Origin of the sequence: Sanguibacter massiliensis, from assembly GCF_900240335.1 — a bacterium.
GTDB classification, from domain to species: Bacteria; Actinomycetota; Actinomycetes; order Actinomycetales; family Cellulomonadaceae; genus Flavimobilis; species Flavimobilis massiliensis.
This window is the reverse complement of sequence record NZ_LT964979.1, coordinates 755,665-769,687: the sequence shown is the minus strand read 5'-3', so window position 1 is coordinate 769,687 and position 14,023 is coordinate 755,665. Positions and strand designations below refer to the sequence as shown.

The 14,023-nt window shown below is 74.0% G+C and carries 13 protein-coding genes; 9 read left to right on the top strand and 4 right to left on the bottom strand.

All coding sequences use genetic code 11. The features are described 5' to 3' along the window. Positions 1-2 precede the first annotated feature (2 nt). Genes C1729_RS03630 through C1729_RS03615 form a run of 4 tightly spaced genes read right to left on the bottom strand, consistent with a single transcriptional unit; the run spans position 3 to position 3,454 of the window. Positions 3-998 (bottom strand): AAA family ATPase, encoded by a 996-nt coding sequence (locus tag C1729_RS03630; protein WP_102508713.1) that lies wholly within the window; start codon positions 996-998, stop codon positions 3-5. Further along, positions 995-1,564: a hypothetical protein gene (locus tag C1729_RS03625; protein WP_102508711.1), complete on the bottom strand. Its 570-nt coding sequence runs from the start codon at positions 1,562-1,564 to the stop codon at positions 995-997. Before C1729_RS03625 ends, C1729_RS03630 begins: the two co-directional genes overlap by 4 nt. Further along, positions 1,561-2,301 (bottom strand): DUF4129 domain-containing protein, encoded by a 741-nt coding sequence (locus C1729_RS03620; protein ID WP_102508709.1) that lies wholly within the window; start codon positions 2,299-2,301, stop codon positions 1,561-1,563. Before C1729_RS03620 ends, C1729_RS03625 begins: the two co-directional genes overlap by 4 nt. A 19-nt stretch (positions 2,302-2,320) precedes the next feature. Further along, positions 2,321-3,454 (bottom strand): DUF3866 family protein, encoded by a 1,134-nt coding sequence (locus C1729_RS03615; protein WP_102510492.1) that lies wholly within the window; start codon positions 3,452-3,454, stop codon positions 2,321-2,323. Between the two features lie 34 nt (positions 3,455-3,488). Between C1729_RS03615 and C1729_RS03610 the strand changes: the two genes are divergently transcribed. From C1729_RS03610 to lnt, 9 genes are all read left to right on the top strand, one after another. Next, a complete protein-coding gene (locus tag C1729_RS03610) occupies positions 3,489-4,505 on the top strand; it encodes a helix-turn-helix transcriptional regulator (protein ID WP_102508707.1) in 1,017 nt (338 codons plus the stop codon). Then, complete coding sequence (locus C1729_RS03605; RefSeq protein ID WP_102508705.1) at positions 4,498-5,487, top strand: helix-turn-helix transcriptional regulator; 990 nt, start codon at positions 4,498-4,500, stop codon at positions 5,485-5,487. Before C1729_RS03610 ends, C1729_RS03605 begins: the two co-directional genes overlap by 8 nt. Before the next feature lie 9 nt (positions 5,488-5,496). Continuing rightward, entirely contained in the window at positions 5,497-5,814 is a 318-nt protein-coding gene (locus C1729_RS03600) for a hypothetical protein (protein ID WP_102508703.1), read from the top strand. A gap of 73 nt (positions 5,815-5,887) precedes the next feature. Continuing rightward, positions 5,888-6,154, top strand: coding sequence for a Sec-independent protein translocase subunit TatA (gene tatA, locus C1729_RS03595; RefSeq protein ID WP_102508701.1), 267 nt, complete (start codon positions 5,888-5,890; stop codon positions 6,152-6,154). A 3-nt stretch (positions 6,155-6,157) separates the two neighbouring features. Then, positions 6,158-6,943 (top strand): twin-arginine translocase subunit TatC, encoded by a 786-nt coding sequence (gene tatC / locus C1729_RS03590; RefSeq protein WP_340637932.1) that lies wholly within the window; start codon positions 6,158-6,160, stop codon positions 6,941-6,943. Beyond that, a complete protein-coding gene (locus C1729_RS03585; protein WP_102508697.1) occupies positions 6,940-7,881 on the top strand; it encodes a diacylglycerol/lipid kinase family protein in 942 nt (313 codons plus the stop codon). Before tatC ends, C1729_RS03585 begins: the two co-directional genes overlap by 4 nt. Positions 7,882-7,902: 21 nt before the next feature. Continuing rightward, positions 7,903-10,743: a DEAD/DEAH box helicase gene (locus tag C1729_RS03580; RefSeq protein ID WP_102508696.1), complete on the top strand. Its 2,841-nt coding sequence runs from the start codon at positions 7,903-7,905 to the stop codon at positions 10,741-10,743. Between the two features lie 50 nt (positions 10,744-10,793). Beyond that, positions 10,794-12,410, top strand: a complete 1,617-nt coding sequence (locus C1729_RS03575; RefSeq protein WP_102508694.1) for an amidohydrolase — start codon at positions 10,794-10,796, stop codon at positions 12,408-12,410. Beyond that, complete coding sequence (gene lnt / locus C1729_RS03570; protein ID WP_102508692.1) at positions 12,404-14,023, top strand: apolipoprotein N-acyltransferase; 1,620 nt, start codon at positions 12,404-12,406, stop codon at positions 14,021-14,023. Before C1729_RS03575 ends, lnt begins: the two co-directional genes overlap by 7 nt.

Below are 14,023 nucleotides of genomic sequence, written 5' to 3'. Positions count from 1 at the left end.
GGTCAGGCCCGGACGTCGTGCCCGGCCGACGACGGCGTCGGCACGGAGGAGAGCACCTGCTCGACGACGACCGAGGGGGACAGGTCCGTCGCCCAGGCCTGCGGCGTGAGCGTGAGGCGGTGCGCGAGCGCGGGGACGGCGACGGCCTTGACGTCGTCGGGCGTCACCCACGTGCGTCCGTCGAGCACCGCGAGGCCGCGCGCGACGAGCACGAGTGCCTGCGTGCCGCGGGGGCTCGCCCCGATCTCGACACCGGGGTGCGTGCGCGTCGCCGCGACGAGCGCGACCGCGTACGCGACGACGTCGTGGGCGACGTCAACGGCCTCCGTGCCGGCCTGCATCGCGAGGAGCGTGGCGGGGTCGACGACCGGCGTGACCGTGACCTCCTCGCGGCGGCGCGCGAGGCGCCGACGGATGATCTCGGTCTCGTCCGCGGCGTCGGGGTGGCCGACGGCGAGCCGGAGCATGAAGCGGTCAAGCTGAGCCTCCGGCAGCGGGTACGTGCCCTCGTACTCGACCGGGTTGGACGTCGCGACGACGTGGAATGGGCGTGCGAGCGGGTACGACACGCCCTCGACCGTCACCTGGCGCTCGGCCATCGCCTCGAGGAGCGCCGACTGCGTCTTCGGGGACGTCCGGTTGATCTCGTCGGCGAGGAAGAGGCCGGTGAAGACGGGACCAGGCCGGAACTCGAACTCGCGTGTCGCAGGGTCGTAGACGTTCGAGCCCGTGATGTCGGCCGGCAGGAGGTCCGGCGTGCACTGGAGGCGTCGGAAGTCGAGCCCGAGCGCGGACGCGAGCGAGCGGGACGCGAGGGTCTTGCCCAGGCCCGGCACGTCCTCGAACAGGACATGCCCTCCTGCGAGAACGGTCGCGAGCGCGAGGCGGAGAGCGGGCCCCATCCCGACGATCGCGCCGCCGACGGCCTCGAGGACCTCTGCGCCGAGCCGTGCGACCTCGGCGACGGGCAGCGGGCTCGTGGTGCTGGGCTGGGTCATCGGGATCCTCCTGGGAGCGGTGCGTGCTGAGCGGGGCGGCGGGTCGTGACTGACGCGGGGACGGTGAGGCGCCGACCGGTCGGGTCGAGCGCCTCGAGCGCGGTGAGGCAGCGGTCGAGGTCGCGTGGACGCGTCTCGGTGCGTGCGTCGGCGTCGAGGAGTGTCGGAGCGCCCGCCCCGAGCAGCGTGCGGGCGCGGGCGACGTCGGCCGGCGCGACGACGAGCGGGAACCCGCCGTCGGACGCGACGCCGTGGAGCGCGAGGAGCTGTGCGGCGAGGTCGCCGATTCGCCGCATGGTGCGCGGAGGGACGAGCCCCGAGCGTGAGCGCATCGACCAGACGAGCGCGGAGAGCTCGTCGCGGCGTCCGGCGGCCTGCGTGACGCTGTCGGACGCGAGGAGGGGCTCGTCCGTCGTCGTGAGCCGGTGCGTGACGACGACGTGGAGGAGGGGGAGGGCGCCGAGGACGAGGGCGTGGGTCCAGTCGAGGACGAGGAGCCCGAGGACGAGCACGACGAGCGAGAGCGCGGCGCCGAGCACGAGCCGTGCGCGGGGGAGCGACGTCACAGTCCCACCTCCGGGTGCTCGTCGCGCGGGGCGCCGAGGATCGCCCCGAGCGCTGCACGGGCGGGGGCGCCGTCGTCGGCGGTCGCCCCGCCGCTCCCGTAGCGGACGGCCTCGTACGTCCTCAGGAGCGAGGTCGTCGCGGTGCTCGGGGCCCGGGTCGCGCGGAGGACGTCCGACGTCAGCTCGGCCTGCGTCTGGACCGGCTGGCGGATGACGCCCTCGCGCGCGACGGCCTCTTCGAGGACGAGCCAGGCCCGGACGACGGCCTCGGCCGGGTCCGGGACTCCGTCGAGCCGCTCGAGGGCCTCGGCGACCGCGTCGGCGACGACCTCGCGCGACGGCACGACCTGACCGGGCATCGTGTCGACCGTCATGGGGGCCTCGGGTACGGGCCGTGGCCGTCGTGACCACCAGGTGCGGACCGCTCGAGCCGCGACCGCGACGAGAAGGGCGAGCACGACGAGGCCGAGGAGGATCATCACCCACAGGACGATGTCGCTGCTGTTCTGCTGCTGCTCGGCGAGCTCGGTCGGCGGGGGCGGCGGAGGCTCGGAGGCTTCGTTCGTCGGGAGGGTGATCGAGAGATCGGGGTTCCAGCGCAGCTGCCACGGCGCCCACGCGAGCGCCCCGACGACGACGCACGCGAGCGAGACGAGCGCAAGGGTCGTCGTCCCGCGGGCATGGCGCTGCGCGGGGTCCGCGGCCCGTGGCGCGCGCGTGGTGTCGTCGCTGATCATCGGTGCCAGCGTACGGGGCTCAGCGCGATGCCCGAGGGAGGCTGGTGAGGTGAGCCGCGTGCACGCCGGCGACGGCGGCCGCGAGGAACGGCCATGGGTCGGCCTCGAGGTCGCGTCCCATCGTCGACAGGTCCACCGGGGTGCCGCGGAGCACTGCGAGAAGCGCTGCGTCCGCCGGGACGTCGACGAGAGCGTGCCGTCCCGCCTCGAGGAGGGGTCGGGCGGCGCGGAACGCCGCGCGCAGCGCGTCGGCACCGCCCGGGACCGGGACCTCGTCGGTGACGGTGGGCACGACAACGTCCGACGGCGCGAGCGCGACGCGGCCGACGGCGGTGAGCGAGTGGTGCGACACACCGAGATGCCGCGCGCGGGCGTCGGTCGTCGAGACGCGGAGCGCCGCGACGCCCCGCCCGCCGAGCACGTGTGCCGCGTTGAGCGCCTCGCCGGCCGCGACCCCTGAGAAGCCCCATCGTGTGCCTGTGCCGAGGTTCCCGGGGCCCTGCGTGACGACGACAACGTCGGCGCCGAGCACGTGCCGTGCCGCGAGGAGCCCCGAGTGCAGGCTCACGGCCTCGAGGTCGCCGCCGTACGCCTGCCCAACGGTGACGGACGCGTCGAGCCATCCCGCCTCACGCAGGCTCGCGACGGTCCGCGAGAACGCGAGCGGCAGCGCACCGCCATCGGTCATGACGTAGGCGGTGCGCGGCGGGCGCGGCCCCGACCAGGCGGCGCGCACGCCAGCGAGCACCGCCGGCAGCGCCGAGTGGAGGTCGGCGACGACGACGGGCAGCGCGTCGAGGTCGTCGGCGTCCCGGAGCAGTTCGTGATGCTCGGACTCCTGCTCGTCGGCGCCGAGGACCATCGTCTGCAGCGGCGTGTACCGCGCCTTGACGAGGTGGCCCGGTCCTGCGGGGGCGTCGGGCGGCAGCCTGTCGGGCAGTGCGACGACGAGCGCGTAGCCGCCCGTGCCGAGACCCCGCTCGAGCGCCGTGGCGTTGAGCAGCACACGGTCGCCGACCTGCGGGGACCCCACAAGATCGACGTAGGCGAGCGCCCGGACCTCCGCGCCCGCAGCGAGCCGCACGGTCGCCTCGCACGCCCCCGGCCACGTCCGACCGAGCGACACCACAGAACCCTCGCGCCAGCTGATCACCCGGACACGGTACCGGGCGCTACGGTTGACCTCGATGTCCACGCGCACCCGGGCCGACGAACGGCTCCTCAACCTCGTCATCGCCCTCGTCAACTCAGGGCACGGGCTCACGCGCGCCCAGATCCGCGCGACCGTCGAGGGGTATGCGGAACCTCGCACCGACGACGCGTTCGAGAAGCTCTTCGAGCGCGACAAGACGACGCTGCGCGAGCTCGGGTTCCCGCTGAGCGTGTCCGAGGACACGTTCCAGGACTCGATCCGCTACTGGCTCGACATGCAGTCCTACGACATGCCGCCCGTCCATCTCACGGCGTCGCAGCTCGGCGTGCTTTCCGTCGCGGCCCAGCTGTGGCGGGACGGCGCGCTCGGCGCGGAGTCCCGCCGCGCGGTGACGAAGCTGCGGGCGCTCGGGGACCCGGACGTCGACACGCACGGCCTCGGCGCGCTCGCCCCGCGGGTCGGCGCTGCCGGCGGCGCCTACGGCCCGCTCGTCGACGCGATCGACTCACGCACCGCCGTACGGTTCCGCTACCGCGCCGCGAGCACGGGCGAGGTGGCGGTCCGCACGGTCGAGCCGTGGCGGCTCGCGGTGAGGCGCGGCGGCTGGTACCTCCTTGGCCAGGACCGCGACCGCGACGCTGCGCGCGCGTTCCGTCTCTCGCGGTTCGACGGGTCCGTCGGCACGGTCGGCGAGGCTGGCGCGTTCGAGATCCCCCGGAGCGTCGACGTCGAGGCGATGCTCGGTCTCCGCAGTGCGCAGGTCGAGGCGTTCCTCGCGATCACGCCGGGCCGGGCGGCCGCGCTGCGCGCGCAGGGGCGCCCGTCCGAGGCGACGGAGGCCTGCGGGTGCGCCGAGGGCCGTGACCTCGTCGACCTCACGCTCGACGACCTCGAGCAGGGGGCGCGGCTCGTCGCGTCCTACGGCGACGCCGTCGTCGTCCTCGAGCCGGACGAGCTCCGCGAGGCGGTGGCGCGCAGGCTCCGCGCCGCAGCCGCGATCCCGCTTGGAACGCCGGGCGCAGCGCACGACGAGGAGGCCGACCGTGGCTGAGAACGCACCCGACCGTCTCGTCCGGCTCCTCGGCCTGCTCGCGTTCCTCGGGCGCGACGACGTCGTCGACGCCGGCTATGCGTCGTGGCGGCTCGACGAGCTCGCGGAGCGCTTCGAGGTGACGCCGCGCCGGATCCTCCAGGACATCAACCTGCTGTTCGTCGCGGGGCTGCCGGGGCACGGCCCCGAAGACCTCATCGACTTCGACCTCGACGAGGAGGACGGGTACGTTGCGCTGCGCGAGCCCCACGGCATGGCGCGCCCCCTGCGGCTCAGCACGCGCGAGGCTGTCGCGCTCATCGCGGCGCTGCGGACGCTCGCCGCTGGTCTCGACCCCGAGCTGCAGCCTCGTGAGGCCGCGGAGGTCGCGTCGACGCTCGCGGTGCTCACGCGCGCGGCCGGCGCAGCAGCGAGCACGGCGGCGCTCGTCGACGTCGACCTGGGTGCCGCAGCGCCCGTCGCGGTACGTGCCGCGCTCGTGCGGGCCCTCACGGACGGGCGGCGTCTGCGGCTACGCTACGTCTCCGCGTCCGACGTCGTCTCCGAGCGCGACGTCGACCCGGTGCGTCTCGCGACCGAGGACTCCCACGGATACCTCGTCGCGTTCTGCCTGCGCGAGCAGGCGGGACGCAGCTTCCGCGTCGACCGCATCCTCGAGGCGACCGTCCTCGAGGACCCTGCCGCGCCGCACCCCGAACTCACCGACGCGCCGACGTTCCGGCCGGCACCCGGGGACGGCGCGGTCCTCGCGACGCTTGCGCTCGCGAGCCCTGCACGCTGGATCGCCGAGTCCGTCCCCGTCGAGGCGGTCCGTGAGCTCACGGACGGTGCGTTCGAGATCGATCTCGTCGTCCGTGACACCGGCTGGTTCGTGCGTCTCGTCCTCGAGGAGGCCGAGAACGTCCTCGCGGTCTCCCCGGCCGAGCTCCACGCGGCCGTCACGGGTGCCGCCGCCGCGGCGCTCGAGGCGTACGACGGTTAGCCTGACGCCGTGTGGTTCTGGATCTGGACGGCGCTCACCCTCGGCGCGCTCGCCGCGGGATTCCTCGCGTGGCGTCAGGTGTGGCGGCACGGCAAGGGCCTCGTGCGTGAGCTCGGCACGTCGGGCGACCGGATCGGCGACGTCGTCGACGAAGCCACCGCCCGCACCGACGCGCGGCTCGACGCGCTCGCACCCGTCCACGTGACCGTGGGGGAGAACCCCGCACCGCTGCGTCGCGAGATCGAGGACCGACGCGCCCGCAGGCGCGCGCACCGCGCCCGACCCCGTCCCGAGGTGTGGGAACGCTGGGCGCAGGTGTGGCGCTGAGCGGACGGGCGTCGTCGTCGGCCCGGTCCCGGCCTAGGATGGGTGCACCTTCCGACGTCTGGAGAACGCCCCCATGTTCCTCAAGGAGCACCCGCTCGCCATCGTGGTCATCCTGCTGCTCATCCTCCTGCTCTTCGGATCGAGCAAGCTTCCCGACCTCGCGCGCAACCTCGGCCGTTCGATGCGGATCGTCAAGAAGGAGGTCCGCGAGATGAGGTCGGAGGACGCGGAGACCGCACCGCCGGCCTCCTCGACGCCGGCCCCGACGCAGACGGCCCCGACGCAGACGGCCCCGACGACGCCGGCCGACCAGGCCGGGGACGACACGCCCAAGGCCTGACGCGTGCCACGCACCGGCCGCCCGCGCGACGGGCGGATGCCCCTGCGCGCCCATCTCGTCGAGGCGCGCAACCGCGTCGTCCTCGCCGGGCTCGGCGTGCTGCTCGGTGCGGTCGCAGGATGGTTCCTCTACCCGCGCGTCTTCGACCTGCTCCAGGCCCCGATCCTCGAGGTCGCGGCGCGCGAGGGGCGCACCGTCGCGCTGAACTTCGGTGGCGCGTTCACCGCGATCGACATGCAGATCAAGCTCGCCGTGTGGATCGGGCTCATCATCTCGAGCCCGTGGTGGCTTTTCCAGGCGTGGGCGTTCGTCGTCCCGGGCCTCAGCCGCAAGGAGAAGTGGGGGACGGTCGCGTTCGTCGCCGCCGGGGTCCCCCTGTTCCTCCTGGGCGCCGCGCTCGCCTGGTGGGTGCTGCCACGAGCCGTCGTCATCCTCGTCGACTTCGTTCCCGAAGGGGCGACGAACCTCCAGGACGCGCAGTCCTATCTCACCTTCGTCACGCAGTTCATCCTCGCGTTCGGGCTCGTCTTCCTCCTGCCGGTCGTCATGGTCGCGCTCGACCTCGTCGGTGTCGTTCGCGGCGGTACGTGGCTGCGGGGGTGGCGGTGGGCGATCGTCCTGGCGTTCACGTTCTCCGCGATGATGACGCCGACGCCCGATCTGCTGACGATGTTCCTCATGACCCTGCCGATCCTCGTCCTCTACGCCCTCGCGGTGGGGATCGCGCTGCTCCACGACCGTCGCGTTGACCGCCGACGCACCCTCGCCGAGGAGGCCGACGGCCTGTGACCACCCCTGCCGGGCCCGTCGGGCTCGTCGTCAACCCCACGTCGGGCCGCGGCCGAGGCGCCCGCGCGGGCAGGCGCACGCGCGAGCTGCTCGGGGCCGCGGGCCACGAGGTCGTCGAACTCTCGGGCTCGACCCTGCTCGAGGCCGTGCACCGCGCCCGCCAGGGCGTCTCAGACGGGCTTCGTGCCCTCGTCGTCGTCGGGGGCGACGGCATGGTCCATCTCGGATTCAACGCGGTCGCGACGACGCGCACGCCGCTCGGCATCGTCGCTGTCGGCTCGGGCAACGACTACGCGCGCGCTGCGGACCTTCCCCTCCACAGGGTCGACGCGGCCATCCGGGTGATCCTCGACGCGCTCGCAGCAGGTCGTACCCGCCTCGTCGACGCGGCGCACGTCGCGCCCCCGCGCTCGCTCGACGGCCGCTGGTTCGCCGGCGTGCTGTCGGCAGGACTCGACGCTGCGGTCAACGCGCGGGCCAACAGGCTGACGTTCCCGCGCGGTCACCTCAAGTACCTGCGCGCCGTCATCGGCGAGCTCGGTGCGTTCCTGCCGTTCGGCTATCGCGTGCGTGCGGAGCACCTCGACGGCAGCTCGACCGAGTGGCTGTCCGCGGGCACGCTCGTCGCGGTCGCGAACTCCCCGATGTTCGGGGGCGGGCTCCGCGTCGCGCCCGACGCACGCCTCGACGACGGCGAGCTCGACCTCGTCACCGCTGGGCCGTTGCGGCGGCTGCAGGCCGTCGGCCTCTTCCCGCGTCTCTATCGCGGCACCCACGTCTCTCACCCTGCCGTCTCGATCACACGGGCGACGTCGGTGACGGTCGAGCCTGCGGACCTCGGTCGCACGCCGCCCGTCGCGATGGCGGACGGTGAGGAGATCGGCCCGCTACCGCTCCGCGTCGAGATCCACCGGGGTGCGGTGACGCTGCTCGCCTGAGCGCGCGCCTACGCTGGGGGCATGAGCAGCACGGACGACCTCGCGCCCGCCGATCTCTCGCCGGCAGAGCGCTACGCGCTCTCCCGCGTCCGCGCGGCGGACGAAGCCTCGGCGTTCGGGCGCTTCCGCGCCCATCTCGGCTTCGAGCCCGACGACTTCCAGATCGAGGCGTGCCGCGCCCTCGAGGGCGGGCAGGGCGTCCTCGTCGCGGCCCCGACCGGCGCCGGCAAGACGGTCGTCGGGGAGTTCGCGGTGCACCTGGCGCTCGAGCAGGGCCGCAAGGCGTTCTACACGACGCCCATCAAGGCCCTGTCGAACCAGAAGTACACGGACCTTGTGCGTAGGCACGGGACGGACCGCGTCGGGCTCCTCACGGGTGACGTCTCGATCAACGGCGACGCGGACGTCGTCGTCATGACGACCGAGGTCCTGCGGAACATGCTCTACGCGGGCTCGCCCGCTCTCGCGCGCCTCGGGCACGTCGTCATGGATGAGGTCCACTATCTCGCCGACCGTTTCCGGGGGCCCGTGTGGGAGGAGGTCATCATCCACCTGCCGCAGGACGTGCAGGTGACGTCGCTGTCCGCGACCGTGTCGAACGCGGAGGAGTTCGGCGACTGGCTCGGCACGGTGCGCGGTGCGACCGCCGTCGTCGTCTCGGAGCGGCGGCCCGTGCCGCTGTGGCAGCACGTCATGCTCCGCGGACGTCCGTCGGACGACGAGCCGCGGCGCGGACGCCGTGCCGAGATCCTCGACCTCTACGCGGGCCACGTCGACCCGACCGACCCGGGTGTCAACCCACCGATCAACCCGGATCTTGCGCAGGCCGTCCGGCGGCTCGACCCGGGGCCGGGTCCTCGGCGCGGCCGCGGTCGGCCGGAGCCGCGCCGCCGTGGACCGCACGGCGGACGTCAGGTGTCGCGCGCGGCGGCGGTCGACACGCTCGACGCCGCGGGCCTGCTGCCCGCGATCCACTTCATCTTCTCGCGCGCGGGCTGCGAGGCGGCGCTCGCACAGTGCCTCGGCCTCGGCATCTCGCTGACGTCCCGCGAGGAGGAGGTGCGCATCCGGCATCTCGCGCACGAGCGGTGCGCGGACCTGCCGGCCGAGGACCTCGGCGTCCTCGGGTACGCGTCGTGGATCGAGGGACTTGCGCGCGGCCTCGCGACGCACCACGCGGGGATGCTGCCACAGTTCAAGCAGACCGTCGAGGAGCTCTTCGCGGCCGGGCTGCTCAAGGTCGTCTTCGCGACGGAGACGCTCGCGCTCGGCATCAACATGCCGGCGCGCACCGTCGTCCTCGAGAAGCTCGTCAAGTGGGACGGGCGCGGGCACGCGGACCTCACGCCGGGGGAGTACACGCAGCTCACGGGGCGTGCCGGGCGGCGCGGGATCGACGTCGAGGGGCACGCCGTCGTGCTCGACCACCCGGGGCTCGACCCGGTCGTGCTCGCGGGCCTCGCGTCACGGCGCACGTACCCGCTGCGCTCGAGCTTCCGCCCGACGTACAACATGGCGGTCAACCTCGTCGGCACGGTCGGCCGTGCGCGCACGCGCGAGGTCCTCGAGACGAGCTTCGCGCAGTTCCAGGCGGACCGCGGCGCGGTCGGCCTGGCGACGCAGGCGCGCCAGCAGTCCGAGGCGCTCGACGGCTACGCGGCCGCCATGGCCTGCGACCTGGGCGACTTCGCCGAGTACGCGCGGCTCCGGCAGCGTGTCGCGCAGCGCGAGGGCGACCTCCGCAAGGCTGACGCCGGCGCCCGACGACGGGCGGTGCTCGAGTCGCTCGGCGCGCTGCGCCGCGGGGACGTCGTCGCGGTCGGCGAGGGCCGGCGCGCCGCCCACGCGGTCGTCCTCGCGGGGCCCAGCCCCGAACGGTTCGGCCCCGGCCAGCCCGTCGTCCTCTCGGAGCAGGGCAAGGTGCGCCGGATCGATCCGGCCGACCTCCTCGGTCCCGTCGAGGTGGTCGCCGAGGTGCGGGTCCCGCGTGCGTTCGACGAGCGTCGGCCCGGCGACCGTCGTGACCTCGCGTCGTCGCTCAGGGCGGCGGTCGCGGGTCTCGACGCGACGCCGTCGCGGCGGTCGAAGGCCAGGTCCGCCGCGGCCGACGACGCCGAGCTCGAGGCGCTGCGCCGCCCGCTGCGCGCGCCCCCGTGCCACCGCTGCCCCGACCGCGAGCAGCATGCGCGCTGGGCGGAGCGCCACGCGCGGCTCACGAAGGACCACGCGGCGCTCGTGCGCCGCATCGCCGGCCGCACGGGCACGATCGCCCGGCAGTTCGACCGTGTGTGCGAGCTTCTCGTCGACCTCGGCTATCTCGCCCCCGCCGGTGACGGCACGCCCGAGCTGCGGGTGACGTCGCACGGACGTGCCCTCACGCGCATCTACGCGGAGAACGACCTGCTCGTCGCGGAGTGTCTGCGGCACGGAGCGTGGTCGGACCTCGACGCGCCGGCGCTCGCCGCGGTCGTCACCGCTGTCGTTCACGAGCCGCGCGGCGAGGAGGTCGGGGAGCCGCACGTCCCGGGCGGGCCCGACGGACGGCTCGGCCTCGCGCTCGATGCCACCGTCCGTGCATGGTCGCGCCTCGAGGACCTCGAGACGGCCCACCGGCTCGACACGACCCCGCCGCCGTCGTTGCAGCTCGTCGAGGCGGTCCACCGGTGGGCAGCGGGCCGCAGCCTCGAGCACGTGCTGCGCGGCACGGAGCTCGCTGCGGGAGACTTCGTGCGCATCTGCAAGCAGATCGTCGACGTCCTCGATCAGCTGACGATCGCCGCACCCGACGCACGCACGCAGAAGGTCGCCCGGCAGGCGGTCGATGCGGTGCGCCGAGGTGTTGTCGCTCACGCAGGGGTCTGAGCGGCGCCGTCGGTGCGGGTGAGACGGTCGACGTGGCATATCGTCAGGTCGTGAGCTCGATCCTCTTCCGCAACGGCGTCGTGCACTCGCCCGCCGATCCTTTCGCCGAGGCGGTGCTCGTCGAGGACGGTGTCGTCGCCTGGCTCGGCGCCGAGGACACGGCCGACGGCTTCGCGAAGCGCGCCGACCGCGTCGTCGATCTCGACGGTGCGCTCGTCGCCCCTGGCTTCGTCGACTCGCACGTGCACCTGCTGCGCACGGGCGAGGTGCTCGCCGGCCTCGACGTGGGGGCGGCGCGCTCCGCGAGCGATCTCGCGCGGCTCGCGCGGGAGCGCGCGACGTCCTGCGAGGGGCCCGTCGTCGGGCACGGCTGGGACGAGTCCGGGTGGGAGAAGGCGCACGCACCCTCCCGTGCCGCGCTCGACGACGCGGTGGGGGAGCGCGAGGCGGCCCTGGTTCGCGCCGACCAGCACTCGAGCCTCGTCTCGACGTCGCTCGCCGCACGCCTGGGTCTCGCCGACCTCGGTGGGTGGAGCCACGACGGACCAGTGACAGGAGCGGCCCACGCCGCCGTCTCCGCGTACCTCGCGGAGCATGCGGCGCGCCGGCACGCCGAGCTCACCGATCTTGCGCTGCGCACCGCGGCGGAACACGGCATCGTCGCGGTCCACGAGATGTCGCTGCCGGGCATGGACTCCCGGGCCGGCCTCGCCGACCTGCTCGCGCGCACGGCCGACGCATCGTCGGGCCTGCCGCTCGTCGTCGGGTACCGCGGCGAGGTGTGCGAGACGACGACCGACGTCCAGCGCCTTCTTGACGACATCCCGGGGCTCACGGGCGTCGGCGGCGACCTCGCGGTCGACGGCTCGCTCGGCTCGCGTACGGCCGCGCTCGGCGCACCGTACGCGGACGACCCCCAGGGTGGGGCGGGTTCGCTCCACCTCTCGGCGGAGCAGATCACGATGCACGTCCTCGCGGCGACCCGCGCGGGCGTCCAGGCAGGCTTCCACGCGATCGGCGACCGCGCGCTCCAGGAGGTGCTGCTCGGGCTCGAGACCGCCGCTGATCTCGAGGGGCTCGCGGCGGTGCGAGCCCGCGGTCACCGGGTCGAGCACGCGCTTCTCGTCGGGGCTCCCGCTCTCGCCGCGCTTGTCCTGCTCGGCCTGCGGCTGTCGGTCCAGCCGGCGTTCGACACGCGCTGGGGCGGCCCATCGGGCATGTATGCGTCGCGCCTCGGAGCGACACGTGCCGCCGACACGACGCCGCTCGCCGACCTCGCGGGCGCGGGCGTCCCCCTCGCGCTCGGGTCCGACACCCCCGTGACACCGTTCGACCCGTGGGCGGCCGTCGCCGGGGCGCTCCTGCTCCACTCCGCCGACCAGCGCATCTCGGCGCGCGCCGCGTTCCGCGCGCACACGCGCGGCGGCTGGCGCCTCGCGAACCTCGACCACACGGGTGCCGGTGAGATCCGTCTCGGTGCTCCCGCGCACCTCGCGGTGTGGCGCTCCGCGCACCTCGCGGTCCAGGGTCCGCAGACTCCGGGGACGTCGTGGAGCACGGATGCACGTGCGGGCACCCCGCTCCTGCCTGCGCTCGGCCCCGACGAGCCCGCTCCCACCTGCCACATGACGCTGCGTGACGGCGTCGTCCTCCACGAACGATGGTGACGGCACGTACGGGCCGACGGCCAGCCCCCGCGCCCACCGCACCGGAGCCGACCGACGCCCGCCGGGTCCCAGGCTTCCTCCTCGCGTCATTCGCAGCCCTCGGCGGCTGGGTGACCAACCTCGGTTTCCCCGACACGGACGTGTGGTGGCTCGCGATCGTCGGCGTGGCGCTCCTCACGGTGACGTTTCACGCCACCGGCACCGACGGCCGGAGCGCGTGGCGCTCGGCGGGGCTCGGGTTCGTGTGGGGGATGGCGTTCTTCCTGCCGCACATCGTGTGGGCCGACGTCTCCGTCGGGGCGCTGCCCTGGGTTGCGCTGTCCGTCGCCCAGGCCGGCATGGTGGCCCTCGCCGGGGCCGCGTTCGCGTGGGCGCGACGTGCCCCGTGGCTCGCCCGCCGTGAGTGGCTCCAGCCCGCGGTGCTGGCGGTCGTGTGGACCGCGGTCGAGCTGCTGCGCTCGCACTATCCGTTCGGTGGCTTCCCGTGGGGTCGCATCGCGTTCTCGCAGGCAGGTTCCCCGTTGGGTCGGCTCGCTTGGCTCGGGGGCGCGCCCCTCGTGTCCGCCGCGACCGTGCTCGTCGCCGGGCTCCTCGCGTTCGGCGTCGTCCGGCTCGTCCAGCTGCGCCTCACCGGGCCTGCGGGCGCTGTCATCGTCGCGGCTGCCGTGGCTGCGTCGGGCATGTTCGTGCCGGTGGCAACGCGCGCCGAGGCCGGCGCGCTCCGTGTCGGAGCGGTGCAGGGCAACGTCGCCGAGCCCGGGTCGGGGTCGTTCGGACACCAGCTCGAGGTGACGGGCAACCACGTCGACGGAACACGTGCCGTTGCCGAGCGCGCGGGAGAGGGCGGTCTCGACCTCGTCGTCTGGCCCGAGAACGCGTCCGACGTCGACCCGCGCGTCAACGCGCAGGGCCACGCGCTCATCGAGCAGGCCGTCGAGGCAGCCGGGGTCCCCCTGCTCTTCGGGACGCAGGAGTACGTCGAGGGCGGCCGCTACAACCAGGCCGTGCTGTGGACGCCCGACGCGGGCATCACGCACGTCTACGCCAAGCAGGTCCCGGCGGCGTTCGCCGAGTACATCCCGTGGCGCGGGCTCTTCGAGAAGCTCTCCGACAAGGTCGCTCTCGTGCAGACCGACATGCTCCCCGGAACCGAGGTCGGGGCGGTCCCTGTGCCGGTCGAGCGGCTGGGACGCGACGTCGTCGTCGCGCCGATCATCTGCTTCGAGGTCGCGTACGACCGGATCGCCCGCAGCGCGGTCCGGGCCGGGGCGGAGCTCCTCCTCGTCCCGACGAACAACTCGAACTTCGGCTACACCGCGGAGTCGACCCAGCAGCTCGCCATGACGCGGCTCCGCGCGATCGAGACGGGGCGCGCCGCGATCCAGATCTCGACGGTCGGCGTGAGCGCCGTCGTCGACCCTGCCGGCCGTGTGCTCGAGCGCACCGGGCTCTTCACGGCCGAGCAGATGCTCGCCGAGCTGCCCCTGAGGACGTCGTCGACCCCGGCGGTCGTCCTCGGCGACTGGATTGAGCTTGCCGTCGCTCTCGGAGCGTCTCTGCTCGTCGGAGTCGGTATCGTCTCCGGTGCCCGTTCCCGTTCACGAAGGAAGTGA

What these genes read in the sequence shown, in the direction of transcription:
- C1729_RS03630 (WP_102508713.1), bottom strand. Translation starts at nt 998, where the DNA reads ATGACCCAGCCCAGCACCACGAGCCCGCTGCCCGTCGCCGAGGTCGCA.
- C1729_RS03620 (WP_102508709.1), bottom strand. Translation starts at nt 2,301, where the DNA reads ATGATCAGCGACGACACCACGCGCGCGCCACGGGCCGCGGACCCCGCG.
- C1729_RS03610 (WP_102508707.1), top strand. Translation starts at nt 3,489, where the DNA reads ATGTCCACGCGCACCCGGGCCGACGAACGGCTCCTCAACCTCGTCATC.
- tatA (WP_102508701.1), top strand. Translation starts at nt 5,888, where the DNA reads ATGTTCCTCAAGGAGCACCCGCTCGCCATCGTGGTCATCCTGCTGCTC.
- C1729_RS03580 (WP_102508696.1), top strand. Translation starts at nt 7,903, where the DNA reads ATGAGCAGCACGGACGACCTCGCGCCCGCCGATCTCTCGCCGGCAGAG.
- lnt (WP_102508692.1), top strand. Translation starts at nt 12,404, where the DNA reads ATGGTGACGGCACGTACGGGCCGACGGCCAGCCCCCGCGCCCACCGCA.